Raw genomic sequence first — 26,628 nt, 5'->3', positions numbered from 1 at the left:
GGTCACGCTCCGGTTCTTTGTGCCACCACGTCATCGAGTTGCGGCAGGCCGCGCGTGATCACCTCACCATACAGCTCATCGGGATCGAGTCGGCGCAGCTCATCGGCCAGGCAATCGCGCAGGCTGCGGCGCTTGAGCGTCAGGTCCTGCATCGGCTGGCCCGGCTGGGTGAGGGTGGCAATATCGGGAATCTCGCGTTCGAGGGAAATGGTCCCGGACGCGCGCGTCAGATGTACACCGTGCACACCATTGGCCAGGGGGCCCGTCGTCAGGACGCAGTCCACGGGCACCTGCAGCTGCATCTGCAACCAGGCAGCGAGCAGCGTGGTCGAGGGCGAGGCTGCGGCACCGGTCACCTGGATGCCGATGATCGGCTCATAGGGTGGCTGGTCCAGAACGGCCGCCAACTGGGCCCGCCAGAGCGTCAGTCGGGTCCAGGCGAAGTCGGTGTCGCCGGGACGATAAGTGCCGCACAGCTGGTGCAGTGCCGCTTGCGGGTCCGGCTGGGCAGAGGAATCCGTGATCCGGCGATAGGCGATGCGGCCGAGCGGCGAGTCGCCGGGAACGGCCGGCGCGGTGCCCGGCCACCAGGCGACGACGGGAGCATCCGACAAGAGCAGGCCGGTGACCAGGCTTTCCGGATCGTTCGCGGCATCACCGTAGACGCGCAGAACGATGACCTCGCTCGCGCCGGCATCCCCGCCGACGCGAATTTCCGCATCGACGCGAGCAGTCGCATCCGTTTCATCGTTGTCCTGGGTCGACACGACGATGACTCGCATGGGGTGTTCCCGCGAGGCATCGTTGGCGGCTTCAATGGCTTCCTCTTCGTGTCCGAGGGTGGAGGCGATGATCAGCGTCAGCACTCGGCCGAGGGCGACCGCACCACCCTCCTCGCGGATGCGCACGAGCGCCTTGGAGATCTTCGCGGTGGTCGTGTTGGGCAGATCGACGATCATGGTCGCCTCCAGGTGCGGCCGTCGCGGGCCAATAGGTCGTCAGCGGATGTGGGGCCCCAGGTACCGGGGCGGTATTGTTCCGGCTGGCCCTGGGTGGCCCAGTATTCTTCCACCGGGTCCAGAATTTTCCAGGACAGCTCGACCTCTTCATGGCGGGGGAACAACGGCGGGTCGCCGAGGAGGACGTCAAGGATGAGTCGCTCGTAGGCCTCAGGGCTGGCTTCGGTGAAAGCGTGCCCGTAGCCGAAGTCCATGGTCACGTCGCGAACCTGCATGACCACTCCCGGAACCTTCGAGCCGAACCGAATAGTGACCCCTTCGTCCGGCTGCACCCGAATCACGAGGGCATTGTGTCCGAGTTCGGCCGTCTGGCCGGGCGCGAACAGGTATTGGGGGGCCCGCTTGAAGACCACGGCAATTTCGGTGACGCGACGTCCGAGGCGCTTGCCTGCACGCAGATAGAACGGAACGCCAGCCCAACGTCGGGTGTCGATCGTCAAACGCATGGCAGCATAGGTTTCGGTGACCGAGTCCGGGTTCATCCCGTCTTCTTCGAGAAAACCGACGACCTTTTCGCCGCCCTGCCAGCCGCCGGCGTACTGCCCGCGGGCGGTACCGAGGCCGAGGTCGGCGGGGAGCCGCACCGAGGCGAGAACCTTTTCTTTCTCCGCGCGCAGGTCGGCGGCGTCGAAGGAGATTGGCTCTTCCATGGCGGTGAGCGCGAGCAGCTGCAGTAGGTGGTTCTGAATCACGTCGCGAGCCGCGCCGATACCGTCGTAGTATCCGGCACGACCCCCGACACCGATGTCTTCGGCCATGGTGATCTGCACGTGCTCGACGTGGTTGGCGTTCCACAGCGGTTCGAACATCTCGTTGGCGAATCGCAGCGCCAGAATATTCTGCACCGTCTCCTTGCCGAGGTAGTGGTCGATGCGAAAGACGGAGTCGGGTGGAAAGACCGACTCGACGACATCATTGAGCTCACGGGCCGTTTTCAGGTCGCTCCCGAACGGTTTCTCGATGACGACACGTCGCCACTGGCCGTTCTTCTGCTCGGCCAGGCCGGAACGGCGCAACTGCTCGGTGACGAGGGGGAACGCCTTTGGCGGAATGGCGAGGTAGAACGCATGGTTGCCCATCGTTCCGCGTTCTCGGTCGAGCTCGTCAATGGTTTGCGTCAATCGAGCGAACGCCTCGTCATCGTCAAAGGTGCCCGAAACGAAACGGATGCCTTCGGCCAGCTGCGCCCAGACATCTTCGTGAAAGTCGGTGCGAGCGTGTTCCTTGACGGCGTCATGCACAACCTGCATGAAGTCCTCGTTGTCCCAGTCGCGGCGGGCGAAGCCCACCAGGGCAAAGCCGGGCGGCAGCAGCCCCCGGTTGGCGAGGTCATAGACCGCGGGCATGAGTTTCTTGCGCGCGAGGTCACCGGTGACGCCGAAGATCACGAGGCTGGACGGCCCGGCGATTCGATTCAGACGATAGTCGGACGGCGACCTGAGCGGATTAAACTCCGGGGTAATTTCCACCGGGGACATGCAGCTCCTTTAACGGGACAGTGCAGAAAATTGAGGACACGAAAAAAAATCGGGTGATGCGCAAGCGGGGGGGGGGGGGGCCTCGCGGCTGCTGGCCGAGAGGANGGGGGGGGGGGGGGTCCTCGCGGCTGCTGGCCGAGAGGAACCCCGATTGGTTAGCTTAAGGCGTCGAAAAGCGTGCTGATGTTCTGCTTGGGGTCGGTCAGCGTTAGTGTCAACACGGGCCGACCGTGCTCAGCGAGTACGCTCGCGTCGCCGCTGGCCTGTGCCTGAATGAGCTCACCAAAGGTGAAGGGACGCTCTGGAATGTCGAGGTCCTCCGCCGGTGTGGTCAGAATCTGCAGGAAGACGGCGGTTGCCGTTCCACCCTTGTGGAACTGACCGGTGGAGTGCAGAAAACGCGGTCCCCAGCCGAAGGTCACTGGGCGCTTGGAGAGAGCGGCGAGCTTATTGCGAACCTCGGCCAGCTCGGGCAATGCCAGCCGGTCGACGTAGGCCTGCACGGCCACATAGCCGTCGGGGCCGAGCTCCTCGAGCAGTGCATCAACGGCCGAGGCGAGGTCGCTCGCGGCACCGATGACGTGTGGCGTGCCGCGCACTTCGATACCGTCAGCGATGAACGCGGCGGGTTCCGGTGCGGGGCGGGCGTCCAGCAGACCGCGGGTCGCGATCTTCGCGGATTCAACGTCTGGCTGGTCGAACGGGTTGATACCGAGCAGGCGCCCGGCGACAACTGTCGCGTATTCCCAGACCAGAAACTGTGCACCGAGGGTTCCGCTGACGCGGATCTCGTCGCCGGTTTCGCTGAACAACTCGGTACCGGCGTCAGCGACGACCCGCACGAGTTGCACATCGGGAAGCGTTTCGGTCAGTTCCGGGGCATGGAGTTCGAGCACGACCGGCAGGATGCCGGTGCCGAGCTTGCCGGTCGATTCGGCGATGAGCTGTTCGACCCAGTCGGCGAAGCCCACAATGTGGGTGCCGTCCGAGACGATGGCGAGCTTGTCGCGGCGCGGGCTGGTCGCGGCGATCGCCGCTCCGAGCACGAGCCCCGGGTTCTCTGGGGAGTCAACGGCCAAAGCCAGGGAGATGGACTCTGCTTCGTCGAGAAGCGCACCGATGTCAACGCCCGCCAGGCCCGAGGGTACGAGGCCGAACGCGGTCAGTGCGGAGTAGCGACCGCCCACGTTGGGATCGGCGTTGAAGACGCGATAACCGTCCGCGAGAGCGGATGCCTCGAGTGGCGATCCTGGATCGGTCACCACGACGATACGTTCGGCTGGATCGATTCCAATGGCACGAAACGCACGCTCAAACACGCGGCGCTGGCTGTCGGTTTCGACGGTCGAGCCGCTCTTCGACGACACCACGAGAGCGGTGCCCACGAGGTTGTCGTTCAGTGCAGCGAGCACCTGCCCGGGGTCGGTCGCGTCGAGAACGGTGAGGTTCACGCCAGCCGTGCGAGTGATGACCTCGGGGGCAAGCGACGATCCGCCCATGCCGGCGAGGGCGACCTGGGTGACGCCGCGCGCCTGCAGGGTGGCCCGCAACTCCAGAATCTCGGCCACGAGCGGCCTGGACACCACGACGGATTCGGTCCAGCCGAGGCGCAGTGCGGCCTCGGCTTCCGCCTCCGGCCCCCACAGTGCCGGGTTGAGGCCGGTGACGCCGGAGGCGACGAGATCCGTCACCAGCGTCGGTACGGTGGCGCGTACAGCATCGGCAGCCAAGCCACTCACCGAGATGCGAAAGCTCATTAGACTGCCGCGGTTGTCGACGCTGCGGTGAGGGCCGTCTGCACGGTGTCGAGCAGTTCGTTCCAGGACACCTCGAACTTCGAGAGGCCTTCTTCTTCGAGCAGTCGGGTGACGTCATCGTACGAGACGCCCTGCGCTCCCAGTGCGTCGAGCACAGCATTGGCAGCGGCGTAGGAGCCGGTGACCGAGTCGGCCGGGATAACGCCGTGGTCCGCTGCAGCCATCATGGTCTTCTCGGGCATCGTGTTGACGACCTCCGGGGCAACCAGTTCGGTCACATACAGGGTGTCGGGCAGGCTGGCATCCTTGACGCCGGTCGAGGCCCAGAGCGGGCGCTGCTTGGTGGCGCCGGCCTTGATCAGGCCGAGGGCACGCTCACTGCTGAAGGCCTGTTCGTAGACCTGGTAAGCAAGCTGCGCGTTGGCGACGCCGGCCTTGCTCTTCAGAGCGAGGGCTTCGGGGGTTCCGATGGCTTCGAGGCGGGTGTTGATCTCGGAGTCGACGCGCGACACGAAGAACGACGCAACCGAGTGAATGGTTGAGAGGTCGATGCCGGCAGCCTTGGCCTGCTCGAGCCCAGCCAGGTAGGCGTTGATGACCTGGCGGTGACGCTCGAGGCTGAAGATCAGGGTGACGTTGACGCTGATACCCAGGGCGATGGTCGCCGTGATGGCTTCGAGCCCTTCGACCGTCGCGGGAATCTTGATCATCGCGTTGGGGCGGTTGACCTTCTTCCAGAGCTGCTGGGCCTCGGCGACCGTGCCGGCTGCGTCGCGGGCGAGGCTCGGCTCGACCTCGATCGAGACGCGGCCGTCCTGCCCCTGGGTCGCGTCGTAGACCGGGCGGAAGATGTCGCAGGCGGCGGCAACGTCGTCCGTGGTGATGGCGAAGACGGCGTCGGTGACGTTCGTGCCGGCGGCGGCCAGGGTCGCTACCTGGTCGGTGTAGGCCTCGCCCTTGGCGAGGGCTCCGGCGAAGATGGTCGGGTTGGTGGTGACGCCAACGACGTTGCTGTTTTTGATCAGGTCCTGCAGACCGCCGGAGTTGATGCGTTCACGGGACAGGTCGTCGAGCCAGATGCTGACGCCGGCTGCGGACAGCTGGGCGAGGGGGGAGGGGGTAGTCATTTCTAAAATCTCCTATAAATGCTGCCGTCAGGCAGCGATACTGTAGCGGTTCAGTGGAGAGGCATGGTCCAACTGATATTGGCCCGCAGTACTGATCGATACATACGGGACAACGTCACGCTGCGTTAATTGATTCCTTGGCGGCGGCGACGACTGCTTCAGTGGTGATTCCGAATTCGCGGAACAGCGTCTGGTAATCAGCGGATGCCCCGAAGTGCTCGATTGAGATGCTGCGGCCGGCATCGCCGACGTAGCCACGCCAGGTCAGCGCGAGGCCGGCCTCGACGGACACCCGTGCGGTGACGGCTGCGGGCAACACCGATTCGCGGTAGTCGCTGCTCTGCTCTTCGAACCATTCGAGGCAGGGGGCGCTGACCACGCGGGCGTTGATGCCCTCGGCGGCGAGCTGGGCGCGGGCGTCCACGGCGAGCTGCACCTCGGAGCCGGTGCCGATCAGAATGACGTCCGGGGTTCCGCCGGCCGCTTCGGCCAGGACGTAGGCGCCGCGGGCGACGTTCTTGGCCGAGGCGAAGACCTCGTCAGATGCTGCGCCCTCACCGCGCTCGTAGACCGGAATGTTCTGGCGGGTCAGCGCGATGCCGGCCGGACCATTACGGCGTTCCAGAATGGTCTTCCAGGCCCAGGTGGTTTCGTTGGCGTCGCCGGGGCGAACCACGTCGAGTCCGGGAATGGCGCGCAGGGTGGCGAGCTGTTCGACCGGCTGGTGGGTCGGGCCGTCTTCGCCGAGGGCGACGGAGTCGTGGGTCCAGACGAAGATCGACGGAGCCTTCATCAGTGCGGCCAGACGCACCGCGGGGCGCATGTAGTCGCTGAAGATGAGGAAGGTGCCGCCGAACGGGCGGGTGTTGCCGTGCAGCACGATGCCGTTGAGAATGGCGGCCATGGCGTGCTCGCGAATGCCGAAGTGCAGCACCCGTCCGTACTCGTTGCCCGACCATTCACCGGTGGAGTGCTCGCTCGGAATAAACGAGGCAGCGCCGCCGATAGTGGTGTTGTTGGATTCGGCAAGATCGGCCGAACCGCCCCACAGTTCGGGGATGACGCCGCCGAGGGCGGTGAGAACCTTGCCGGACGCCGCGCGGGTCGATACCGCGGTGCCGCCGGGGAAGACCGGGAGGGCCTCGTCGACGCCGTCAGGCAGATCGCCGGAGAGGACCCGGTCGAGCAGAATTTTGCGCTCCGGGTTGGCCGTCGCCCAGGCATCGAACTGCACGGTCCACTCGGCGTGCGCGGTGACGCCGCGATCGAGGGCCAGGCGGGTGTGGGCGATGACCTCGGGGGCCACGTCGAAGGTCTTCTCCGGGTCGAAGCCCAAAACCGTCTTGACTCCGGCGAGCTCTTCGGCGCCGAGCGCGGAACCGTGGATCTTGCCGGTGTTTTGCTTCTTCGGGCTCGGCCAGCCGATGATCGTCTTGAGGATGATCAGGCTGGGCTTGCCGGTTTCGTTCTGGGCAGCCTCGATGGCCGCATTCAGCTCGGCGACGTCTTCGACGTAGGAGCCCGTCTTCTTCCAATTCACCGTCTGCACGTGCCAGTCATAGGCGGCGTAGCGAGCGGCGACGTCTTCGGTGAAGGCGATATTGGTGTCGTCTTCGATGGAGATCTGGTTGCTGTCGTAGATCGCGATCAGGTTGCCGAGCTGCTGGTGGCCGGCGAGAGAGGATGCCTCGCTCGTGATGCCTTCCTGCAGGTCGCCGTCGCCGGCGATGACGTAGACGAAGTGGTCGAACGGGCTGGCGCCGGTGGCGGCATCCGGATCAAACAGGCCACGCTCGAAGCGTGAGGCGTAGGCGAAGCCGACGGCGGAGGCCAGTCCCTGGCCGAGCGGGCCGGTGGTGATCTCGACGCCGGCGGTGTGCCCATACTCCGGGTGGCCGGGGGTCTTGGATCCCCAGGTACGGAGGGCCTTGAGGTCTTCAAGCTCGAGGCCGTAGCCGCCGAGGTACAACTGCACGTACTGGGTCAGCGAGCTGTGGCCGACCGAGAGAATGAAACGGTCGCGACCGAGCCAGTCGTTGTCGGCCGGGTCCCGGCGCATGATCTTCTGAAACAAAAGATACGCGGCGGGAGCGAGGCTCATTGCTGTACCCGGGTGCCCGTTCCCAACCTTTTCAACGGCGTCAGCCGCGAGAATGCGTGCGGTGTTAACCGCCTGATCGTCAATGGAATCCCATTGGAAAGCTGCCACGTCACGTAACCCTTCATTGAAGCGAAGGCGGGTTGAGCTCAACCCATCCTTTGATAGATGTGCAAGTGTCGGCAACCGTCTCACACTGCGGGGCCGCGCCATCCCGACGCGAGAATGCAGGTGAAATGTCACCCCCAGCGAGTTGGCCTGCTGTTGCCGCCATCTCCCACCCGGGGGCTCGCCGAACTACTGATTCACTGTGGGGAGCACTATAAGTATAGGGAAGTTTGCGGCGGGACGCTCTATATGACGTGACATGTCCATTGTCGGGAAGGGGCAGTGGGTGACCTACACTAAAAAGACCTGCCTAGCGTTAGAGGAACAATGAACGTCGCCCTGAAGACCCCGGTCCTAAGCGGACCGCGCACAGTGAAGCGCACCCTCAAGGCTTATATCTCCCTGACTAAACCGCGAGTCGTCGAATTGCTCCTGGTAGTAACCGCACCCACGATGCTGCTCGCCGAACGGGGCATCCCCAGCCTCTGGCTGATCCTGGCGACTCTCGTGGGAGGGGCCCTCAGCGCTGGTTCCGCTGGAGCGTTCAACTGCTACCTCGATCGCGATATCGACCGCCTGATGAAGCGCACGAAGAACCGTCCGCTTGTCACCGGTGAACTGAGTGACCGGGAAGCCTTGATCTTTGCGTGGGCGTTAGGCGCGGCATCCATTCTCTGGCTGGGACTGCTGACCAACTGGCTCGCCGCCGCACTGTCGTTCGGTGCCATTTTGCTCTACGTCGTCTTTTACACGATCATTCTCAAGCGTCGCACCCCGCAGAACATCGTCTGGGGCGGTGTGGCCGGGTGCATGCCCGTGCTGATCGGTTGGGCCGCCGTGACTGGCGACCTGTCGTGGCCGCCGGTCATTCTGTTCATGATCATCTTTCTCTGGACGCCGCCGCACTACTGGCCTCTGTCGATGAAGTATCGCGCCGACTACCAGGCCGCCGGCGTGCCGATGCTCGCCGTAGTGCGCGGCCGTGCCCAGGTGGGACTGCAGGTCATCCTCTACGCCTGGGCCACCGTCGCCTGCTCGCTGCTGCTGGTCCCGATCGCTGACATGGGGCTGCTGTACACCTTCGTCGCGCTCGTCACCGGCGGCTGGTTCATCTACGAGACGCACCGCCTGTACAGCCTGGCCATCCGGCACGAGCATGTATCGCCGATGCGCGTCTTCCATGGCTCGATCGCTTACCTGACCCTGCTGTTCGTGGCCGTCGGAATCGACCCGCTGCTGCCGTTCTAATCGGGACCAGCCACAGCCCGCGCTAGACCCGGCGGGTGAGGCGGGCGTCGATCTTGCCGACATCGGCCGAGTGAATCACGACGGTCACCACGCGTCCGGCCACGGCCATCGCGGTACCTGTGAAATCGGACGCCGTCACGGTGATGGCCGGCAGGGCCGTGTCGTCGACGATCAGGTTCGATCGGTGCGCCAGCGCTAGCTCGATCTCCGCCTGCTGCTGTGTGTGCCGTCCGGCCCAGAGTTCAGACCCGAACTCGTAGGGATTCTTGGCATAGTTCATCACGATATATTGCAAGTGTTGGTTGAGTGCATCACGAATGGGGTCTCCGCCCCGATTTGTTGAACCCGGCACGTCGGTGAATACGAATCCGCGCAATTCGGCGATGCCGATCGGGCCGGCCGGCGAATCCTCGAACCAGAAATTGCCCGTGGGATCGGCGAGCCAGTAATGGGCCTGCGCTTCGAGTGTGCGACCGTGATTGCCGTACCAACTCCAGCCGCGTTCCTGAATACGCCGTTGCGGCACGAAGCCGAACACCGGCGGTCCGAACAGGGCAAGGCGCGCCGCGTCGTCTGGCGGCTTCGACTTGGCTCCCGGCGCGAGGTGCATGTCTGGAGAATACACCGGAGGCCACCGCCGGGGGAGTGCCGCGCGGCAATTTCCGATCGGGGTACTTGCGCTGCGCCCTGAGGTGCCATCATCGGCTCCTTCATGCGCGTGTGATGACGTATTCGGCCCATTCAAAGCAGCTCACGGGGCCGGATGTGTCGTCTCTCCCGTACCAGGCGTGTCCGTGGGGCGAAGGTGTCGTCTCGCGACTCTCGATCGTGTTCAGTTAGCTGCGAGCGCGCTCGTGCGTCGTTTCGGGTACCCGGTCCGTGAGGGTGGTCGGAGCCTTGAGGTTCAGCACGACGGCGGTCATCGCCGCGGCGAGCACGCAGGCGAGCACCATGTGCAGCCCGACGAGCACCGGCGGCAGGCCCAGGTTTGCCTGCAGCAGGCCGACCGCAATCTGGACAAGCTCGACCACGAGTAACGTGACGACGAATTTACGCACGGGCAGCTTGCCTCGAACGGATGCCGCGAGCAGCACGATCGTCAGGACCAGCGTCGCGTAGCCCGGCCAGGCATGCAGGTGCTCGAGCAATTCAGCGTTGAAACCGGTACGACCAGCCTCGGCGTCACCCGAATGCGGTCCGGAGGCGGTGGTCACGACTCCCATCACCACGGTCAGTGCCACCACGAAACTCGTGGCGTGGGCAAGCCCGGCGAAGCCGACCGGTACGACGAGGGCGCGCGGTCCCGACGGGAGGTAAACCCGGTGCACCAGCACGGTGGCGATGCACACCATGATCAGCGAGGCCATGAAATGAAATCCGACGATGAACGGGTTGAGACCGGTCAGCACGGTGACGCCGCCGACGAGGGCCTGCGCGAGAACGCCAACGCCAAGAATGACGGCGAGCTTGAACAGATCCTTGCGGTCGGTGCGCAGTCGCCACAGCAGCACGACGGCTGCTATCGCAATAATGCCGATCAGTCCGGTCATCAGGCGATTGCCGAACTCAATAACGCCGTGCAGGCCCATCTCCGGCGTCGGCACGAGCGATCCGGCAACACAGGTCGGCCAGGTCGGGCAGCCCAGTCCGGAACCGGTGAGGCGTACGGCGCCTCCGGTGCCGACGATCAGGATCTCCGTCACGAGTGACAGCCAGGCGACGACCCGGATTCGTCGGTCGACAGCGCTCGGTAACCAGTCGTGAATTTTCTGGCTGACGACCCGGTATACTGCGCCGATCGCACTGGACAAGCCCTGATTTTTCCGATTCACCGGTTCTGCTCTCTCTGTCGTGCTTATCATCCGTGCGTTCTAATCGTGCCGTGTCCAAATGTGAATCGACCGGCAAGCACGCGAATCCCGCTGATCAACCTGTAGCATTGCAACATCCATGGAGATCCTTCCCGCGGTCATCCGATCTAGGGATTCAATCCGGGCCGCAGGGCTCGGATTCATCGCGATGCTCCATGAATATTCTAGGTACGCAACGTAGCTGTCCAGACAACCCGTTCCCCCGTCTCCGTTGGAGGCACCGTGGGAATGACCGGACTAATATCCGGGTTGTGATGGGTAGAGAAGAGGTTAATATGTCGGATGTCCTGCTAGACCGTCCCGACCTTGAGGGGATCGGCACCTACGAATTCGGGTGGGCCGACTCAGACAAGGCCGGAGCATCCGCTCGTCGTGGTATTTCTCCCGAGGTTGTCACTGACATCTCGAACCTGAAATCCGAGCCGGAGTGGATGCTGCAGCGACGACTGAAGGCACTTCAGCTGTTCGAACGCAAGCCCATGCCCACCTGGGGCGCCGACCTCTCCGAGATCGACTTCGACAATATCAAGTACTTCGTGCGGTCCACGGAGAAGCAGGCCCAGACCTGGGAAGACCTGCCCGACGACATTAAGAACACCTACGAGAAGCTCGGTATCCCCGAGGCCGAGCGTCAGCGCCTCGTCTCCGGTGTCGCCGCCCAGTACGAGTCCGAAGTCGTCTACCACCAGATCAACGAAGAGCTCGAAGCTCAGGGCGTCATCTTCATGGACACCGACACGGCGCTCAAGGAACACCCAGAGTTCTTCGAGGAGTACTTCGGCACCATCATTCCCTCCGGCGACAACAAGTTCGCCGCGCTCAACACGGCCGTCTGGTCCGGCGGATCCTTCGTCTACGTCCCCCCGGGCGTGCACGTTGAAATTCCCCTCCAAGCGTACTTCCGCATCAATACCGAGAACATGGGCCAGTTCGAGCGCACGCTGATCATCGCCGACGAGGGCAGCTACGTTCACTACATCGAGGGCTGCACGGCCCCGATCTACAAGTCCGATTCGCTGCACTCCGCCGTGGTCGAGATCGTCGTGAAGAAGAACGCCCGCGTTCGGTACACGACCATCCAGAACTGGTCGAACAACGTCTACAACCTCGTCACCAAGCGGGCCACAGCCGGCGAAGGCGCGACGATGGAGTGGATCGACGGCAACATCGGTTCCAAGGTCACCATGAAGTACCCGTCCATCTATCTGATGGGCGAGCACGCCAAGGGCGAGACGCTTTCGGTGGCCTTCGCTGGCCCCGGCCAGCACCAGGATGCCGGCGCCAAGATGATCCACATGGCTCCGTACACGCAGTCGTCGATCGTTTCCAAGTCCATCGCTCGCGGTGGTGGGCGCAGCGGATACCGCGGTGAGGTTCGAATGGATGCCTCCGCGCACCACTCCGCCAACACCGTGCGCTGCGATGCACTCCTCGTCGATACCTCGTCGCGCTCCGACACCTACCCATCCATCGACATTCGCGTCGACGACGTGCAGCTCGGTCACGAGGCCACCGTTTCCCGGGTCAGCGCCGAGCAGCTCTTCTACCTGATGAGCCGCGGCATGCCCGAAGACGAAGCCATGGCCATGATCGTTCGTGGATTCATCGAACCGATCGCCCGGGAGCTCCCGATGGAGTACGCCCTCGAACTCAACAAGCTCATTGAAATGGGCATGGAAGGATCCGTCGGCTAAATGTCCGCCGCTTCAGCGCTTTCGAAGAGCGCGTCAACAACTGTGCCCGAATCATCCACACCCGCGCCCGAGTCGGTTCTGCCGGCCGGTCAGCACGGAATCAAGAAACACTCCGATGGACGTTTCGGCTACGTGCCGGTACAAACCCGATCGGATCGTTTCAAGAGTGTCAACGTCGCCGACTTCGAGACCGTCACCGGCCGCGAAGCCGTCTGGAAGCTCTCGCCCGTCGCGAAGTTCACCGATCTCACCGCCGGTACCCTCGACGGCTCGCGCTACGAGATAACGTCCACCCCGTCGGAGGACGTCTCCGTCGAGTGGGTCCCCAGAACGGATGCCCGCATCGGCACCGCCGGTCTGCCGGAAGAACGCGCCGCCGCGAACGCCTGGGGTGTTTTCGAGGACGCCCTCGCCATCACGGTGAGCGGCGAAGAGGCCAAGGAGATCACGGTCACGCGATCGGCCCTCGGGAACTCCGCCCGCGGCGCGCACACCATCATCGAGGCCAAGCCGTTCAGCCAGGCCACGGTCATCCTGGCGAACACGGGCGACGCCCGGCTGAGCGAAAACGTCGAGATCATCCTCGGCGAGTCCGCCAACCTCACGGTCGTCTCGCTGCAGGAATGGGACGACTCGGCGGTGCACCTGGCCAACCATTTTGCATCCATTGGTCGCGATGCGCGCCTCAAGCACGTCGTTGTTTCGCTCGGTGGCAGCATCGTGCGGGTGAACCCGTCTGTGCGTCTGGCCGGACCCGGCTCCGACACGCTGCTACTCGGTCTCTACTTCGCCGATGCCGGTCAGCACCTGGAACAGCAGGTGTACGTCTTCCACGACGCTCCGAAGAGCCGCAGCCGCGTCAACTACAAGGGCGCACTGCAGGGCCAGGACGCCCGCACGGTCTGGATCGGCGACGTGCTGATCGGCAACAAGGCCGCTGGTACCGACAGCTATGAGCAGAACCGCAACCTCGTGCTCAGCGAGGGCACTCGCGCCGATTCCATCCCGAACCTGGAGATCGAAACCGGCGACATCGTGGGAGCCGGTCACGCCAGTGCCACCGGTCGTTTCGACGATGAGCAGCTGTTCTACCTGCAGTCTCGCGGCATCACCGAGGACGAAGCGCGTCGGCTCGTCGTACGCGGATTCCTCACCGAGGTCGTACAGCAGATCGGTTCCCCGGAACTCGAAGCTCGGTTGCAGCTCGCAATCGAAGCCGAACTTATTGGAACGGACTAAGCATGGCCGCGACGAAGATTTGCGCTCTCGATGAGCTCGAAGTAAACCAGGCCGTCAAGGTTGAAATCGACGGGGTCGCCATCGCCCTTGTGCGTGACGCCGCCGGCGATGTGTTCGCCATCGGTGATACCTGCACGCACGGCGATATCTCCCTGTCGGAGGGATTCGTGGAAGGCCAGACTCTCGAGTGCTGGGCTCACGGTTCGATGTTCTCCCTCACGACCGGCAAGCCGCTCTCGCTGCCGGCCTACGACCCGGTCCCGGTCTACAACGTTGAACTCATCGACGGCTTTGTCTTCGTCGATCCTTCCGTCACCGTCGCGGTCTAGTCACTCCTTAAAGCAACCGCCTCACCAGCCATTTTTAGAAAGGGATAAGACATTTATGTCTGTTCTTGAAATTATCGACCTGCACGTCAGCGTCGAGACCGACCAGGGCACCAAGCAGATTCTGCGCGGCGTCAACCTCACCATCAACGAGGGCGAAATCCACGCCATCATGGGCCCGAACGGCTCCGGCAAGTCCACCCTCGCCTACACGATCGCCGGCCACCCCAAGTATCACGTCGAGAGCGGTTCCATCCTCCTCGACGGCGCTGGCGTGCTCAAGATGACAGTGGATGCCCGTGCCCGCGCCGGCTTGTTCCTCGCTATGCAGTACCCGGTCGAGATTCCCGGAGTCACCGTCACGAACTTCCTGCGCACGGCCAAAACGGCCATCGAGGGCGAAGCCCCGCCGATCCGCACCTGGATCAAGGATGTGCGCGAGTCGATGGCCAACCTGCGCATGGACAAGGCTTTCGCCGAGCGCAACGTCAACGAGGGCTTCTCCGGTGGCGAGAAGAAGCGCAACGAGATCCTGCAGCTTGAACTTCTCAAGCCCAAGTTCGCCGTACTCGACGAGACCGACTCCGGCCTCGACGTTGACGCGCTCAAGATCGTCTCCGAGGGAGTCAACCGTGCTAAGGCCAACACCGGCCTTGGACTGCTGCTCATCACGCACTACACGCGCATCCTGCGCTACATCCACCCCGATTTCGTGCACGTCTTCGTCAACGGACGCATCGCCGAACAGGGCGGCCCCGAGCTCGCCGACCGCCTCGAGGACGAAGGTTACGATCGCTTTCTTGTCCCGTCGAACGTAGGCTAGTCGTATGGTCTCAACACTCAGTCCGGCCCGCTTCGACGAAATCGAAGAAGCTCTCAAGGACGTCATGGACCCGGAGCTCGGCATCAATGTCGTCGACCTTGGACTCATCTATGACCTCGGCTGGGACGACGAGAATGACGCGCTCATCGTGCACATGACGCTCACCTCGGCCGGCTGCCCGCTGACCGACGTGATCGAGGAGCAGACGGCGGAGGCGCTCGATGGCGTCGTCGACCAGTTCCGCATCAACTGGGTCTGGATGCCGCCGTGGGGTCCGGAGAAGATCACCGACGATGGTCGCGACATGATGCGAGCCCTCGGCTTCGCTATGTAGCTATAGTTCTATCTTGAAGGCCCCGCCTGCACCGCAGGCGGGGCCTTCGGTCTGACTGGTTCGGGTCGCGCCGAAACCTCAATGTCCGAGCAATAGCAGGTGACCCGTCCCGGCGCGTCACACCACGACATCTGCTTTAGAAAAGGTTTCTACTCAGTAGATCGGTATGCTAGTTGTATGGATATAGGGGAAAACGGGGCCATGAGGCGGCGTACGGCGCAGGCGGCGAGTACGCGGGCGGAGATTGTTATGGCTGCGGGGCGCCTCATGCTCGAGCGCGGATACGTGGGCACCTCGGTTGCGGCGATCGCGGCGGAGGCTGGCGTGGTGGTGCAGACCATCTACAACTCCGTGGGGTCGAAGGCGGAATTACTCGCGGCGGTTCTTGATCGAGTGGCCGCGGAACCGGGGGCACCGGCGTTGCTATCGGGGGCTACACGCGAACGCATTGCTGAGGCGCGAACGGCGACCGAGGTCATCCGCATTCTGGCCCGGTCAAGTGCGCTCGTGAATGAGCGCACCTCGGGCATTCTGCGCATTGTCAGCGAAGCGGCCGTTGTCGATCCGGACGTGGGGGAGTTCGAGCAGAAACGGGACGCTGCCCGGCTGCACGGTTTCGGCGAAGTGGCGGCTGCGCTTCGGGAAAAGCGCGGACTGCGCGGTGGCATCAGCGACCACGAGGCGGCCGCGACGATGTGGGCGCTGGCCCACCCGCACACGTTTCGTACCCTCGTGCTGTCCCTCGGTTGGTCGACGGAGGCGTACCTGAATTGGCTGGAAAAGTCGCTTCTGGCGTCCCTACTGTAGGCGCCGTGTGCCGAGCACAGCCTGAGGGCAAATATACTAGTGAGTTGGACCGCTCTGGCCCACCCACACTTCACACCCGTACAAACACTTCGAATGGACTATTGCTGTGCTCAACGTGCAAGATCTCGAAATCCGCGTTGGAGCCCGCGTGCTCATGGAGGGCGTCAACTTCCGCGTCGTGAGCGGCGACAAGATCGGCCTCGTCGGCCGTAACGGTGCCGGCAAGACGACGCTGACGAAGACCCTTGCCGGGGAGACAAACCCAACCAAGGGTTCGATCAGCCACTCCGGCGAGATCGGCTACCTGCCGCAGGACCCGCGTGCGGGCGACCCGAGCATGCTTGCGCGTACGCGCATTCTGGACGCCCGCGGCCTCGGCACTATTGCCCTAGGCATGCAGGAGTCCAGCATGGCCATGGCCGATTCCGATCCCAAGATCGCCGCCGCCGCCATGAAGAAGTACGGGCGTCTGACCGATGAGTTCAACGGCCTTGGCGGCTACGCTGCCGAAGCCGAAGCCGCATCCATTGCCAGCAACCTGAAACTGCCGGACCACATTCTCGACCAGGCTTTGAGCACCCTCTCCGGTGGCCAGCGTCGTCGCATCGAACTCGCTCGCATCCTGTTCTCGGCCGCCGAGATGATGATCCTCGACGAGCCCACCAACCACCTCGACGCCGACTCGGTGGCGTGGCTGCGCGAGTTCGTCAAGAACTACAAGGGCGGCTGCATCATCATCAGCCACGACATCGAACTCGTCGGCGAAACGGTCAACCGGGTCTTCTACCTCGATGCGAACCGCATGATGATCGACATCTACAACATGAACTGGAAGAACTACCTCCTCCAGCGCACAGCGGATGCCGACCGTCGCAAGAAGGAACGCTCAAACGCCGAGAAAAAGGCCTCGACCCTGCAGCTGCAGGCCGCGAAGTTCGGGGCCAAGGCCAGCAAGGCCGCTGCAGCCCACCAAATGGTTGCCCGGGCCGAGAAGCTGCTCTCCGGCCTCGACGCCGTGCGTGCCGTTGAACGCGTTGCCAAACTGCGCTTCCCCGAGCCAGCACCGTGTGGTCGCACACCGCTCATGGCCAAGGACCTCTCGAAGAGCTATGGTTCCCTCGAAATCTTCACCGCGGTCGACCTCGCGATCGACCGCGGATCCAAGGTCGTCATCCTTGGCCTCAACGGTGCCGGAAAGACAACCCTGCTGCGCATGCTCGCCGGCGTCGATGAATCGGACACCGGTTCGATCGAACCCGGTCACGGTTTGCGCATCGGTTACTACGCCCAGGAACACGAAACCATCGACGTGAAGCGTTCGGTGCTCGAGAACATGGTCTCCTCCTCGCCGAGCATCACCGAGATGGAAGCACGTCGCGTGCTCGGTTCGTTCCTGTTCACCGGCGATGACTCGAACAAGCCGGCCGGCGTACTCTCCGGTGGAGAGAAGACCCGTCTGGCCCTGGCCATGATCGTGGTCTCCGGTGCCAACGTGCTGCTGCTCGATGAGCCCACTAACAACCTCGACCCGGCCAGCCGCGAAGAGATCCTCGACGCCCTCGCCCACTACGCCGGCGCCGTCGTTCTGGTCAGCCACGATGAGGGCGCCGTGCAGGCCCTCAACCCCGAGCGCGTCCTAATCATGCCCGAGGGCACAGAGGACCACTGGAACAAGGACTACCTCGACCTGATCGAGCTGTCTTAACCAATTCCGTGATCCGGTCACCTGTCGGTGACCCAGGCAAAAGGACTAGAGCGTGATATCGATGAGATCGCCACTGCGCATCGCGTTGGTCTGCCTGCACACCTCACCGGGCACGGACCCTGGCTCCGGCGATGCCGGCGGTATGAACGTCGTCGTGCGGCATCAGGCCGAGCAGCTGGCCGCCCTTGGACACCGTGTGACGATTCTGACTCGGCGGTCAGCGGCGGATCAGCCCGAATCGCAACAGCTGGCCGAGGGCCTCACGCTGCGGTTTCTAGCCGCCGGGCCCGCCCGAGCGCTGTCCAAGGGCACGCACGAGAACTATATCGATGAGTTCTCCGACCGGCTCAACGCTCTCGAGCCGGTCGACATCATCCACTCACATCACTGGTTTTCCGGCATGGCAGCGCTTCCCGTCGCCCGCAACTGGGGCGTCCCGCACGTTCAGAGTTTCCACAGCATTGCAGCGGATGATGCGTCTCCGCTTTCGGCCGGAGAACGCGCCGAATCACCGGGACGGATGCGCGGAGAAGCGCGGCTGGCGCAGGAGTCCGACGCGCTGGTGGCGATCAGTGCGGCGGAGGCCGCCACGATTTCCGGGCGGCTCGGCGGCTCGGCGAGCCGAACCAGCATCGTGCTTCCAGGGGTGGACAGCAACCTGTTCTCACCCAAACGCCAGCCCGCCGGCAGCGCGGCCGAGCGCGGTTACGCCGTCGTCGCCGCGCGTCTGCAGCCGCTGAAGGGCCTTGATCTGGCGATTCAGGCCATCGCTGCACTGCCGGCGGGCCTGCGTCCCGACCTAGTTATTGCCGGTGATGCCTCAGTCGACTACTCCGGATACGTTGAGGAGCTCCGACAGCTCGCCGAACGGGCCGGTCTGTCCGGCATCCGCTTTGTTGGGCCGCAGTCCCATGCGCACCTGGCTGAACTGTTTAGCGGTGCCCGCCTGGTGCTCGTGCCTTCCCACTCGGAAACGTACGGTCTGGTGGCACTGGAAGCGGCCGCGAGCGGTGTGCCCGTCGTCGCTTCGGCGGCCGGTGGCCTGCGTGAAGCAGTTGTCGATGGGATCACCGGACTGGTCCTGGAATCCCGCGAACCGCGGGTCTGGGCCGACGCGATGGCGCAGATCCTGTCCGACCCGACCCTGGCACGCGAACTGTCGCTGGCTGCTCGCAAGCATGCCCTCGGTCTGGATTGGAACCGTTCGGCAGCGTCGCTGGTTCGGGTGTACCGCGGTCTCCTCGACGACGCGACCGAGGCTCGGCAGCACCACCGCGCCGTCGCCTGAGGAGGCGTCTCGTCGGGCTCGACCAGCGAAGTGGGCCAGCTCGAGCGTTGAGGTGGCTAGCCCCGTTGCCGGTCCAGCAGCTCGTCTTCAATCTCGGCATCATTGCGTGGCTTCGCCGCGCGCTTGCGGGCGCGTTCCTCGGCGCGTTCGCGCTCCTCGGGGTCCTCAGCATTGACGCTGCGGTATTCTTCGCGCAGGGCCCAGCCGAGTCCGATGAAGGCGAGCAGCCCGAATACGAACCACTGGAACGCATAGGACAGGTGTGGGCCCTCATCGCGGATCGGTTTCAGCACGGCGGCCGGGCGCTTCTCGGTCGCCGCGGGGCTCTCGGTGTCCATCAGGCCGTACGCGCCGGTATAGGTCGGGGCATTGAGTCGTTCGGCGATGGTAGTGAGGTTGATCGTCGCGACCTGGTTGCCGCTGGCCGTGCGGCCGGGCAGATCAGGTTCGCTGGCCTTGAGCCGGGCCACCACGGTGACCGTTCCGGAGGGCGCCGCCGGAACGGTGTCAGGAGCATCCTGTTCCTGCCCGGTGGGCAGCCAGCCGCGGTTGACGATAAAGATCGTGCCGTCGGTAAGCAGCAACGGGGTCAGTACTTCGAAGCCCGGGTTTACGTTGAGCGGGCGGTTGCGCGCGAGCATCTCGTCAGCGGTGAGGTAGGTTCCGGTCAGTTCCACCGGCATCCACTTTTGCGATTCGTCGAAGGCGGCGAGGTCTTTAAGAGCCTCGGCGACGGGCACCGGGTTCGAGTCGAAGTTGGAATCGATCTTGAACAGCTCGGTCAGTGCCTCATCGCGGCGGGCCAGCTGCCAGAACCCCAGCCCGGCGCAGACCGCGGCGAACAGCATGGTCAGCACGAGATACCCGGCCCAGCGGCGGCTGAAGGCGAACTTCCAGCCCGTCATCGCTGAGCTCCGGAGGAGTCGGGCGTGCACGGCACGAGTGCGCTCACCGTCAGCGGAAAGTCCCGTGCGGCCAGGAATTCGCGCAGGTAGTCCACGTGTTCGTCGCAGGCCAGCCAGGTTTTCACCCGATCTGCAGAGTGGATGCGCGGGTTGCGCCAGTCCAGCCGCCACCTTCCTGCAGCGCGGCAGTCCGCCCGCGAACAAGTCGTAGATTCCAGAGGTCGACCCAGACCTATCATCGGACTGCCGCCAGCAACCGCGTCAGCACTCACTTGACCTCGTCGTTGCCGCGGTAGAGCTCGATGCCGCCGGGCCGGAGCACTTCTGCTGCCGGAGGAGAAATTTTCACGGTCGCAACCACGACGGCAAAGTACGGCAGCAGAATGGCGCCGAGCGCGCAGACCACGAGCCACCAACCTTGTACGAAAAGCATGAGCACAATGCAGATGACACGCACTCCCATAGCAATCGAGTATTTGATCATTCGGTTGCGGCGTTCAACCTCGGGGGAGGCGGGGAGGGAGGTGATCGACTGCTGCTTCATAGGTCCATCGGGTTCGTCTACGGTGGAAACTCCACCTCTTCAAGAATACGTCTGCCCGGCGACTTTGTGGCACGCCTTAAACTTGAATTTGCCGGGTGTTTCCTTGAACCCGATCTACGATACCCAGCGCACCAGGACAGGAACATCATGACAACGACTCGAACAGTGCTCGTCACCGGCGGCAACCGGGGAATCGGCTTCGCCATCGCTGAGGAGTTTCTGGCCCAGGGACATCGGGTTGCCGTGACGTCCCGCTCCGGTCATGGACCGTCCGGCAGCCTCACAGTGCGGGCCGACGTGACAGACGCCGCATCCATTGACGCCGCCTTCACCGAGATCGAAGCGACCTACGGCCCGGTCGAGGTTGTCGTGGCCAATGCCGGAATCACCCGCGATACCCTGCTCATGCGCATGTCAGAGGATGATTTCACCGCCGTCATCGACACCAACCTGAGTGGTGCCTTTCGCGTGGTCAAGCGCGCGAGCAAGGGGATGCTCAAGGCCCGATTCGGGCGCATCGTGCTGATCTCCAGCGTCGTCGGCCTGTACGGCTCGGCCGGGCAGGTGAATTACTCGGCGTCGAAGAGCGGCCTGATCGGCCTGGCCCGCTCGGTCACCCGCGAACTCGGAGCCCGCGGAATCACCGCGAACGTGGTCGCCCCTGGCTTCATCGAAACCGATATGACCGCTGCCCTGCCCGAAGCGCAGCAGGTCGACTACAAACGCAATATTCCGGCCGGCCGGTTCGCTACGCCGAGCGAGGTTGCGCGCGTCGTCAGCTGGCTGGCCGGCGATGATGCCGGCTACATTTCCGGTGCGGTCATTCCCGTCGACGGCGGCCTCGGCATGGGGCATTGACCGTCCTTTTGCAGCTGTCCGGTCAGCCGCGCAGGCCGAGAAGCGGCAGCACCTGGCTGAGGTTGCACAGGTCGATCACCAGGTCTGCCTCACGTTTCACCCGCGGTTTCGCGTTGAACGCGACGGCGAGTCCGGCCGCGTCCATCATGCGCAAGTCGTTGGCACCGTCCCCGACCGCAATAGTCTGCGCGAGCGCGATCTGCTCCTGTGCGGCCCATTCGCGCAGGGCGACAGCCTTGGCCTCGGCGTCGATGATCGGTCCGATAACGCGACCGGTCAGGTGGCCGGCCTGTACCTCAAGCCGATTAGCCCGCCAATGATCCAGCTCCAGCTCGGCGGCCAGCGGGTCGAGCAGCTCATGAAAGCCGCCGGACACCACCCCGACCACGCCACCGCCGGCATGAATGCCCGCGATCAGCTCGTGTACGCCGTCGGTCGGGCGGATGCGTCGCCCCACGTCGACAAAAACGCTCTCGGGCAGCCCCGCCAGGGTCAACACCCGCTCACGCAGGCTCTCGAAAAAGTCGAGCTCACCGCGCATGGCACGGTCGGTCACTTCGGCGACGCGTTCGCGCACGCCTGCGGCATCCGCGAGCAACTCAATCACCTCGTCTTGAATGAGGGTGGAGTCGGCGTCCAGAACGACGAGAAAACGTGCTGCGCAGCTAAGGATCACGGAGTAACGAGCACGCCCTTGCCGACGACGGTGATGCCGGATTCGGTCACGCTGAAGCCCCGCGCCAGGTCACGATCCCGGTCGACACCGACGGTGGCGCCAGCTTCGACGATGACTTCCTTGTCGAGGACGGCGCGCCGCACGATGGCGCCGGGTCGAATCTGCACCCGGTCGAAGATGATGGAGTCCACGACCTCGCAGGCGGAGCCGATCGACGTCCAGGGGCCGAGCACGCTGCGCTCGATGTGCGCGCCGGAGATGACACAGCCCAGCGACACGATCGAGTCGATCATGGTGCCGAGGGCGCCTTGGCCGTCGCGCACGAACTTGGCCGGCGGCGAATTCAACTGCATGCTGAAAATCGGCCATTTCTGGTTGTACAGGTTGAACACCGGCAGGGCCGAAATGAGGTCCTGGTGCGCCTCAAAGAACGAGTCGATCGTTCCCACGTCGCGCCAGTAGTAGCGGTCGCGATCGGTCGACCCGGGTACTTCGTTTCGCTTCAGGTCATAGACGCCGGCGTCGCCACGCGAGACGAAATCGGGAATAATGTCGCCGCCCATGTCGTGGCTGGAGTCGGTGCGCTCACCGTCACGCAGCACGGCCTCGATCAGGGCGTCGGTGTTGAAGACGTAGTTGCCCATCGAGGCGAATACCTCGTGCGGGGCATCGGCGAGTCCGACGGCATCTTTGGGCTTTTCGCGAAAGTCGCTGATTCGATCCGGGGTGGCGGCATCCACTTCGATGACGCCGAACTGGTCGGCGAGACCGATCGGCTGGCGAATGGCCGCGACGGTGGCGGACAGCCCCGACGCGATGTGGGCGTCGATCATCTGGCTGAAGTCCATGCGGTAGACGTGGTCGGCACCGACCACGACGACAATGTCGGGCTTTTCATCGTGAATGAGGTTGAGGCTCTGCAGAATGGCGTCGGCGGAGCCGCTGAACCAGCGCTTGCCGAGGCGCTGCTGCGCCGGCACCGAGGCGATGTACGAGTTGAATAACCCACCGGAGACATGCCAGGTCTGCGACACGTGGCGGTCCAGGCTGTGTGACTTGTACTGCGTCAGCACGACGATCTGGGTCACGCCCGAGTTGATCAGATTGGAGAGGGCAAAATCCACCAGGCGGTAATGCCCGCCAAAGGGGACGGCAGGCTTCGCCCGGTCTTCGGTCAACGGCATCAGCCGTTTTCCCTCACCACCCGCGAGCACGATTCCAAAGATCTTCTTGGCCTTCATGTGTACAGAGTAGGGCCTCCCCGGCAAGCCGACTAGCAACATGGCTGTGCGCCGTGTCGCCCTTTGCTACCTTTGCTCCATGCGAGTGGATCTGATGACCAAGGAATACCCCCCGGAAATCTATGGGGGAGCCGGTGTGCACGTGACCGAACTGGTGCGAGCGCTCCGACAGGACATCGAGGTGTCCGTTCGGTGCTTCGGCGCGCCGCGTGACGACCTCGACACGTTCGCCTACGACATTCCTGTGCAATTGGCCGACGCCAATGCAACCCTGGGCACCCTCGGGGTCGACCTGCAGATGGCGCAGGACGCCGCTGGCGCCGATCTGGTGCACTCTCACACCTGGTACGCGAATGCGGCCGGGCACCTCGCCCAAATGCTGCACGGCATCCCACACGTGGTCACGGCGCACAGCCTGGAGCCATTGCGACCGTGGAAGGCCGAGCAGCTCGGCGGCGGCTATCGGGTGTCGAGCTGGATCGAGAAAACCGCCTTTGAAGCAGCGGATGCTGTGATCGCCGTCAGCGACGGCATGCGTCGCGATATCCTGCGCAGCTACCCCGCACTCGACGCCAGCCGGGTGCACACGGTCTACAACGGTATCGATCTTGAGCGGTGGAAACCGACCACGGATGACGATTTTGTGCGCGGCCTGGGAATAGACCCCGAGCGCCCCTCCGTCGTCTTCGTGGGGCGCATCACCCGACAGAAGGGGCTGCCCTATTTGTTGCGTGCGGCGCAGTTGCTGCCGCCGGAGGTGCAATTGGTGCTGTGCGCGGGCGCACCGGACACGCCCGGAATTCTCGCCGAGGTCACGGCCGGTGTCGAATCCCTGCAGCAGGAACGCTCCGGCGTGGTCTGGATCAACCGGCTGCTGGCCCAGCACGAGCTCGCCGCGGTCCTGACGCAGGGAACGGTGTTCGTCTGCCCGTCTATTTACGAGCCCCTCGGAATCGTCAATCTTGAGGCCATGGCCTGCGGCCTCGCCGTGGTCGGTACCGCAACCGGTGGAATCCCCGAGGTCGTCGCTGACGGCGAAACCGGACGTCTCGTGCCGATCGAGCAGCTCACCGACGGCACCGGAACGCCCCTGCACCCCGAACAGTTCGTCGCCGACCTGGCCCGCACCCTCACCGAGGTCGTGAGCGATTCGGCTCGCGCGGCCGAGATGGGGCGCGCCGGTCGGGTCCGTGCCGAGCAAGTATTCGGCTGGGCTCAGATCGCCACCCGCACACGGGAGATCTACGCCGCCCTGCTCTGAGCTGGCCGTATCTGCTGCCTCGGCGCGTCCCACTGCGACGCGCCGAGGCATGTTCGCACGGTCTGTCGGCAAGCGCGGCGCCCGATAACATGGCTGTATGGTCAACGTTTTGCATTTCACCGACGTCTCCGTCGTCCGGGGTGGCACCGCCATCCTCGACTCAGTGAATTGGAGCGTCGACGACGACCAACGCTGGGTGATTCTCGGCCCCAACGGTGCCGGCAAGACCACCCTGTTGCAGATCGCCGCCGCCTTCATGCACCCGTCGACCGGGCAGGCCGAGGTGCTCGATGAAACCCTCGGTGGAACGGATGTCTTCGAGCTGCGGCCCCGTATCGGCTTCGCTTCGACCGCCATGGCGCGCAAGGTTCCCGGCAACGAAAAGGTCATCGACGTTGTCATGACGGCCGCGTACTCGGTGACCGGCCGCTGGAATGAAGAATATGAAACCATCGATGAACGCCGTGCCCAGCGCGTTCTGCAGGAATGGAACCTCGATCACCTCGCCGATCGCAAGTTCGGCACCCTCAGTGACGGCGAGCAGAAGCGGGTGCAAATCGCCCGCTCGGTCATGACCGATCCGGAGATGCTGCTGCTCGATGAGCCCGCCGCGAGCCTGGACCTCGGTGCCCGGGAATCCCTGCTGCAGCTGCTGAGTGGTTTTGCCCGCGAGACGAACTCTCCGGCCATCATCATGGTGACCCATCACGTCGAAGAAATTCCCCTCGGATTCACGCACGTACTGCTGTTGTCGCAGGGCAAGATCGTCGCCGCCGGCCCGATCGCTGAGGCGCTCACCGCCACGGCGCTCAGCGAGACCTTCGGTCTCAAGATTGAGCTCACCGAGACAGATGGACGCTACGCGGCACGAGCGATCTAGGGCGGTTGCTTTCGCCGCGCGCCCAGCGCTCCAAAGCCACGGTGTTCTGCTAAAGTTAGTGGCTGGCCATTTGGCCAACCAGCTTGTCGCCTCCTGGGGCTGCGGGCCCAACATTCGAACAGCACTGTGACCAGTTACAAGTCTGTTCACCAGAAGTGCAAAAGGAAATTCTCATGAAGTCTGACATCCACCCCGAGTACGCTCCCGTGGTCTTTCGCGACCTCGCCTCCGGTGCGACCTTCCTGACTCGTTCGACGGTCTCCAGCAAGAAGACCATCGAGTGGGAAGACGGAACCACGTACCCGGTCATCGACGTGGAAATCTCCTCCGAGTCGCACCCGTTCTACACGGGCAAGCAGCGCATCATGGACTCCGCCGGACGCGTGGAGAAGTTCAACTCGCGCTACAAGGGTTTCGGCAAATAGCACCTGTTTTTTAGTTCCAACGAAAAAGCGACCAGCCTCGGCTGGTCGCTTTTTCGTATCTGGAGTTGGTTGCTTAGCGCTGGTCCCAGTTAGCGCTGGTCCTAGTTAGCGCTGGGGCCAGGCAGTATCGGCCAAAAATTCGGGATCGCGGCCGCGGCGCATGTATTCCTGAAAGCTTTCGGCCTGCTGGCGATACCAAGTGACCTGCAGGGCGTGCATCTCATCGAGGGTGGTCGGCAGGGCCACGCGGTGCGCGCGGTGAATCGCCTGGGCGACCCGGCCGGCGGCGATCGCATCCGCTCCGGCATCGTGCGCTTCATCGAGGCTGACACCGTAGAACGCGCTCGTCACCTCGAGGGTGCGCTTCCCCTTGCGGTACTTGTCGACGGCCTTGTCAATGACGAGGGGGTCGACCACCGGGCTGGGGGAGACGAGCGGGGCGATGCCATAGCGCACGGCTTCACGATTGAGCAGGGTGAGGTCGTACGGGGCGTTGTAGGCGACGATGGGCAGTCCGTCGGCCAGGTGCGCGCGAAGTGCCGCAACAATCTCGGCGACGGCTTCGGTGGCGTCGCGACCGTGTTGCACGGCGTGCTCGGTCGTGATGCCGTGCACGTTGGTGGCACCGGCGGGAATCTCAACGCCCGGATCGACGAGCCAGTCGATGCGCTCAACGGCGGTGCCGCTCGCGTCGAGGACTGCGACGGTGGCCGACACGATGCGGCAGGATTCTACGTCGATGCCGGTGGTCTCAAGGTCGAATACGGCGAGGTGATCGCTCCAGGTGCTCATACTTCAACCCTAGGGCCGACCACCGACACACTTCCGCGGCGCCACTCTCCGGCGAGAGAACTGGCCGCAAGCGCTGAGATCGACCCAGGAGTTGCGGGTGGGTCACGTCCGGCGTAGGCGGTCG

Annotated in this window: 26 protein-coding genes; 13 read left to right on the top strand and 13 right to left on the bottom strand. The window is 64.0% G+C overall.

Translation table 11 applies throughout. The features are described from left to right. Nucleotides 1-2: 2 nt before the first annotated feature. From E3O45_RS04665 to tkt, 5 genes are all read right to left on the bottom strand, one after another. On the bottom strand, nucleotides 3-959 hold the full coding sequence (locus E3O45_RS04665; protein ID WP_134442124.1) for a glucose-6-phosphate dehydrogenase assembly protein OpcA: 957 nt from the start codon (nucleotides 957-959) through the stop codon (nucleotides 3-5). Continuing rightward, nucleotides 956-2,497: a glucose-6-phosphate dehydrogenase gene (gene zwf, locus E3O45_RS04660; protein WP_134442123.1), complete on the bottom strand. Its 1,542-nt coding sequence runs from the start codon at nucleotides 2,495-2,497 to the stop codon at nucleotides 956-958. The genes E3O45_RS04665 and zwf overlap by 4 nt, the downstream gene beginning before the upstream one ends. A gap of 155 nt (nucleotides 2,498-2,652) precedes the next feature. After that, nucleotides 2,653-4,254: a glucose-6-phosphate isomerase gene (locus tag E3O45_RS04655; protein WP_134442121.1), complete on the bottom strand. Its 1,602-nt coding sequence runs from the start codon at nucleotides 4,252-4,254 to the stop codon at nucleotides 2,653-2,655. Continuing rightward, on the bottom strand, nucleotides 4,254-5,381 hold the full coding sequence (gene tal / locus E3O45_RS04650) for a transaldolase (protein ID WP_134442119.1): 1,128 nt from the start codon (nucleotides 5,379-5,381) through the stop codon (nucleotides 4,254-4,256). Before tal ends, E3O45_RS04655 begins: the two co-directional genes overlap by 1 nt. 115 nt (nucleotides 5,382-5,496) lie before the next feature. Continuing rightward, on the bottom strand, nucleotides 5,497-7,590 hold the full coding sequence (gene tkt / locus E3O45_RS04645) for a transketolase (RefSeq protein ID WP_134442117.1): 2,094 nt from the start codon (nucleotides 7,588-7,590) through the stop codon (nucleotides 5,497-5,499). Nucleotides 7,591-7,914: 324 nt separating this feature from the next. On the opposite strand from tkt, the gene E3O45_RS04640 reads away from it, so the two are divergent. Beyond that, entirely contained in the window at nucleotides 7,915-8,835 is a 921-nt protein-coding gene (locus E3O45_RS04640) for a heme o synthase (protein ID WP_134442116.1), read from the top strand. A gap of 22 nt (nucleotides 8,836-8,857) precedes the next feature. Here the strand turns inward: E3O45_RS04640 and E3O45_RS04635 are convergent, their stop codons facing one another. Beyond that, on the bottom strand, nucleotides 8,858-9,445 hold the full coding sequence (locus E3O45_RS04635) for a hypothetical protein (protein ID WP_134442114.1): 588 nt from the start codon (nucleotides 9,443-9,445) through the stop codon (nucleotides 8,858-8,860). A 226-nt stretch (nucleotides 9,446-9,671) separates the two neighbouring features. After that, nucleotides 9,672-10,646, bottom strand: a complete 975-nt coding sequence (locus E3O45_RS04630) for a heme A synthase (RefSeq protein ID WP_241985227.1) — start codon at nucleotides 10,644-10,646, stop codon at nucleotides 9,672-9,674. Between the two features lie 335 nt (nucleotides 10,647-10,981). Here E3O45_RS04630 and sufB point away from each other — a divergent pair, with 335 nt between their 5' ends. From sufB to E3O45_RS04590, 8 genes are all read left to right on the top strand, one after another. Beyond that, complete coding sequence (gene sufB / locus E3O45_RS04625) at nucleotides 10,982-12,400, top strand: Fe-S cluster assembly protein SufB (protein ID WP_134442110.1); 1,419 nt, start codon at nucleotides 10,982-10,984, stop codon at nucleotides 12,398-12,400. Then, on the top strand, nucleotides 12,401-13,639 hold the full coding sequence (gene sufD / locus E3O45_RS04620; RefSeq protein WP_134442109.1) for a Fe-S cluster assembly protein SufD: 1,239 nt from the start codon (nucleotides 12,401-12,403) through the stop codon (nucleotides 13,637-13,639). A 2-nt stretch (nucleotides 13,640-13,641) separates the two neighbouring features. After that, the gene (locus E3O45_RS04615) at nucleotides 13,642-13,968 is read left to right on the top strand and encodes a non-heme iron oxygenase ferredoxin subunit (RefSeq protein ID WP_092340113.1); all 327 of its coding nucleotides are present in this window, start codon (nucleotides 13,642-13,644) and stop codon (nucleotides 13,966-13,968) included. 55 nt (nucleotides 13,969-14,023) lie between these two features. Beyond that, on the top strand, nucleotides 14,024-14,788 hold the full coding sequence (gene sufC, locus E3O45_RS04610) for a Fe-S cluster assembly ATPase SufC (RefSeq protein WP_134442107.1): 765 nt from the start codon (nucleotides 14,024-14,026) through the stop codon (nucleotides 14,786-14,788). A 4-nt stretch (nucleotides 14,789-14,792) separates the two neighbouring features. Beyond that, nucleotides 14,793-15,122: a metal-sulfur cluster assembly factor gene (locus E3O45_RS04605; RefSeq protein WP_092448561.1), complete on the top strand. Its 330-nt coding sequence runs from the start codon at nucleotides 14,793-14,795 to the stop codon at nucleotides 15,120-15,122. A gap of 249 nt (nucleotides 15,123-15,371) precedes the next feature. Further along, the gene (locus tag E3O45_RS04600; RefSeq protein WP_158251654.1) at nucleotides 15,372-15,929 is read left to right on the top strand and encodes a TetR/AcrR family transcriptional regulator; all 558 of its coding nucleotides are present in this window, start codon (nucleotides 15,372-15,374) and stop codon (nucleotides 15,927-15,929) included. Between the two features lie 106 nt (nucleotides 15,930-16,035). Beyond that, on the top strand, nucleotides 16,036-17,634 hold the full coding sequence (locus tag E3O45_RS04595) for an ABC-F family ATP-binding cassette domain-containing protein (RefSeq protein ID WP_134442104.1): 1,599 nt from the start codon (nucleotides 16,036-16,038) through the stop codon (nucleotides 17,632-17,634). Between the two features lie 61 nt (nucleotides 17,635-17,695). Further along, nucleotides 17,696-18,922: a glycosyltransferase gene (locus E3O45_RS04590; protein WP_134442102.1), complete on the top strand. Its 1,227-nt coding sequence runs from the start codon at nucleotides 17,696-17,698 to the stop codon at nucleotides 18,920-18,922. Between the two features lie 56 nt (nucleotides 18,923-18,978). Here the strand turns inward: E3O45_RS04590 and E3O45_RS04585 are convergent, their stop codons facing one another. From E3O45_RS04585 to E3O45_RS04575, 3 genes are all read right to left on the bottom strand, one after another. Continuing rightward, complete coding sequence (locus E3O45_RS04585) at nucleotides 18,979-19,827, bottom strand: SURF1 family protein (RefSeq protein ID WP_134442100.1); 849 nt, start codon at nucleotides 19,825-19,827, stop codon at nucleotides 18,979-18,981. Then, nucleotides 19,824-19,952, bottom strand: coding sequence for a hypothetical protein (locus E3O45_RS18345; RefSeq protein ID WP_370450307.1), 129 nt, complete (start codon nucleotides 19,950-19,952; stop codon nucleotides 19,824-19,826). Before E3O45_RS18345 ends, E3O45_RS04585 begins: the two co-directional genes overlap by 4 nt. Nucleotides 19,953-20,095: 143 nt before the next feature. After that, entirely contained in the window at nucleotides 20,096-20,371 is a 276-nt protein-coding gene (locus E3O45_RS04575) for a DUF3099 domain-containing protein (RefSeq protein WP_134442098.1), read from the bottom strand. A 147-nt stretch (nucleotides 20,372-20,518) separates the two neighbouring features. On the opposite strand from E3O45_RS04575, the gene E3O45_RS04570 reads away from it, so the two are divergent. Further along, the gene (locus tag E3O45_RS04570; protein WP_134442096.1) at nucleotides 20,519-21,229 is read left to right on the top strand and encodes a beta-ketoacyl-ACP reductase; all 711 of its coding nucleotides are present in this window, start codon (nucleotides 20,519-20,521) and stop codon (nucleotides 21,227-21,229) included. 22 nt (nucleotides 21,230-21,251) lie between these two features. Here the strand turns inward: E3O45_RS04570 and serB are convergent, their stop codons facing one another. Together serB and E3O45_RS04560 are read right to left on the bottom strand one after the other, a co-directional pair. Continuing rightward, nucleotides 21,252-21,905 carry a phosphoserine phosphatase SerB gene (gene serB, locus E3O45_RS04565; RefSeq protein WP_134442094.1) on the bottom strand — a complete coding sequence of 218 codons (654 nt, stop codon included), beginning with the start codon at nucleotides 21,903-21,905 and terminating at the stop codon, nucleotides 21,252-21,254. Further along, on the bottom strand, nucleotides 21,902-23,146 hold the full coding sequence (locus E3O45_RS04560) for a glucose-1-phosphate adenylyltransferase (RefSeq protein WP_134442093.1): 1,245 nt from the start codon (nucleotides 23,144-23,146) through the stop codon (nucleotides 21,902-21,904). The genes serB and E3O45_RS04560 overlap by 4 nt, the downstream gene beginning before the upstream one ends. A 79-nt stretch (nucleotides 23,147-23,225) precedes the next feature. Here E3O45_RS04560 and glgA point away from each other — a divergent pair, with 79 nt between their 5' ends. The 3 genes from glgA to E3O45_RS04545 all read left to right on the top strand — a co-directional run bounded on the left by glgA (nucleotide 23,226) and on the right by E3O45_RS04545 (nucleotide 25,712). Then, the gene (glgA, locus tag E3O45_RS04555; protein WP_134442091.1) at nucleotides 23,226-24,407 is read left to right on the top strand and encodes a glycogen synthase; all 1,182 of its coding nucleotides are present in this window, start codon (nucleotides 23,226-23,228) and stop codon (nucleotides 24,405-24,407) included. Between the two features lie 97 nt (nucleotides 24,408-24,504). Further along, nucleotides 24,505-25,287 carry an ABC transporter ATP-binding protein gene (locus tag E3O45_RS04550; RefSeq protein WP_134442090.1) on the top strand — a complete coding sequence of 261 codons (783 nt, stop codon included), beginning with the start codon at nucleotides 24,505-24,507 and terminating at the stop codon, nucleotides 25,285-25,287. Nucleotides 25,288-25,460: 173 nt separating this feature from the next. Then, nucleotides 25,461-25,712 (top strand): type B 50S ribosomal protein L31, encoded by a 252-nt coding sequence (locus E3O45_RS04545; protein ID WP_092448573.1) that lies wholly within the window; start codon nucleotides 25,461-25,463, stop codon nucleotides 25,710-25,712. Nucleotides 25,713-25,817: 105 nt separating this feature from the next. Here the strand turns inward: E3O45_RS04545 and E3O45_RS04540 are convergent, their stop codons facing one another. Next, nucleotides 25,818-26,504, bottom strand: coding sequence for an exonuclease domain-containing protein (locus E3O45_RS04540; RefSeq protein WP_134442088.1), 687 nt, complete (start codon nucleotides 26,502-26,504; stop codon nucleotides 25,818-25,820). Between the last annotated feature and the right edge of the window lie 124 nt (nucleotides 26,505-26,628).

Source organism: Cryobacterium sp. TMS1-20-1 (genome assembly GCF_004402355.1).
GTDB classification, from domain to species: Bacteria; Actinomycetota; Actinomycetes; order Actinomycetales; family Microbacteriaceae; genus Cryobacterium; species Cryobacterium levicorallinum.
Note: the sequence above shows the minus strand (reverse complement) of the source record. Positions and strands in the feature narration are given on the sequence as shown.

What these genes read in the sequence shown, in the direction of transcription:
- E3O45_RS04665 (WP_134442124.1), bottom strand. Translation starts at nt 959, where the DNA reads ATGATCGTCGATCTGCCCAACACGACCACCGCGAAGATCTCCAAGGCG.
- zwf (WP_134442123.1), bottom strand. Translation starts at nt 2,497, where the DNA reads ATGTCCCCGGTGGAAATTACCCCGGAGTTTAATCCGCTCAGGTCGCCG.
- E3O45_RS04655 (WP_134442121.1), bottom strand. Translation starts at nt 4,254, where the DNA reads ATGAGCTTTCGCATCTCGGTGAGTGGCTTGGCTGCCGATGCTGTACGC.
- tal (WP_134442119.1), bottom strand. Translation starts at nt 5,381, where the DNA reads ATGACTACCCCCTCCCCCCTCGCCCAGCTGTCCGCAGCCGGCGTCAGC.
- E3O45_RS04640 (WP_134442116.1), top strand. Translation starts at nt 7,915, where the DNA reads ATGAACGTCGCCCTGAAGACCCCGGTCCTAAGCGGACCGCGCACAGTG.
- E3O45_RS04635 (WP_134442114.1), bottom strand. Translation starts at nt 9,445, where the DNA reads ATGCACCTCGCGCCGGGAGCCAAGTCGAAGCCGCCAGACGACGCGGCG.
- sufB (WP_134442110.1), top strand. Translation starts at nt 10,982, where the DNA reads ATGTCGGATGTCCTGCTAGACCGTCCCGACCTTGAGGGGATCGGCACC.
- sufD (WP_134442109.1), top strand. Translation starts at nt 12,401, where the DNA reads ATGTCCGCCGCTTCAGCGCTTTCGAAGAGCGCGTCAACAACTGTGCCC.
- E3O45_RS04615 (WP_092340113.1), top strand. Translation starts at nt 13,642, where the DNA reads ATGGCCGCGACGAAGATTTGCGCTCTCGATGAGCTCGAAGTAAACCAG.
- sufC (WP_134442107.1), top strand. Translation starts at nt 14,024, where the DNA reads ATGTCTGTTCTTGAAATTATCGACCTGCACGTCAGCGTCGAGACCGAC.
- E3O45_RS04605 (WP_092448561.1), top strand. Translation starts at nt 14,793, where the DNA reads ATGGTCTCAACACTCAGTCCGGCCCGCTTCGACGAAATCGAAGAAGCT.
- E3O45_RS04600 (WP_158251654.1), top strand. Translation starts at nt 15,372, where the DNA reads ATGGCTGCGGGGCGCCTCATGCTCGAGCGCGGATACGTGGGCACCTCG.
- E3O45_RS04590 (WP_134442102.1), top strand. Translation starts at nt 17,696, where the DNA reads ATGAGATCGCCACTGCGCATCGCGTTGGTCTGCCTGCACACCTCACCG.
- E3O45_RS04585 (WP_134442100.1), bottom strand. Translation starts at nt 19,827, where the DNA reads ATGACGGGCTGGAAGTTCGCCTTCAGCCGCCGCTGGGCCGGGTATCTC.
- E3O45_RS04575 (WP_134442098.1), bottom strand. Translation starts at nt 20,371, where the DNA reads ATGAAGCAGCAGTCGATCACCTCCCTCCCCGCCTCCCCCGAGGTTGAA.
- E3O45_RS04570 (WP_134442096.1), top strand. Translation starts at nt 20,519, where the DNA reads ATGACAACGACTCGAACAGTGCTCGTCACCGGCGGCAACCGGGGAATC.
- E3O45_RS04560 (WP_134442093.1), bottom strand. Translation starts at nt 23,146, where the DNA reads ATGAAGGCCAAGAAGATCTTTGGAATCGTGCTCGCGGGTGGTGAGGGA.
- glgA (WP_134442091.1), top strand. Translation starts at nt 23,226, where the DNA reads ATGCGAGTGGATCTGATGACCAAGGAATACCCCCCGGAAATCTATGGG.
- E3O45_RS04550 (WP_134442090.1), top strand. Translation starts at nt 24,505, where the DNA reads ATGGTCAACGTTTTGCATTTCACCGACGTCTCCGTCGTCCGGGGTGGC.
- E3O45_RS04545 (WP_092448573.1), top strand. Translation starts at nt 25,461, where the DNA reads ATGAAGTCTGACATCCACCCCGAGTACGCTCCCGTGGTCTTTCGCGAC.
- E3O45_RS04540 (WP_134442088.1), bottom strand. Translation starts at nt 26,504, where the DNA reads ATGAGCACCTGGAGCGATCACCTCGCCGTATTCGACCTTGAGACCACC.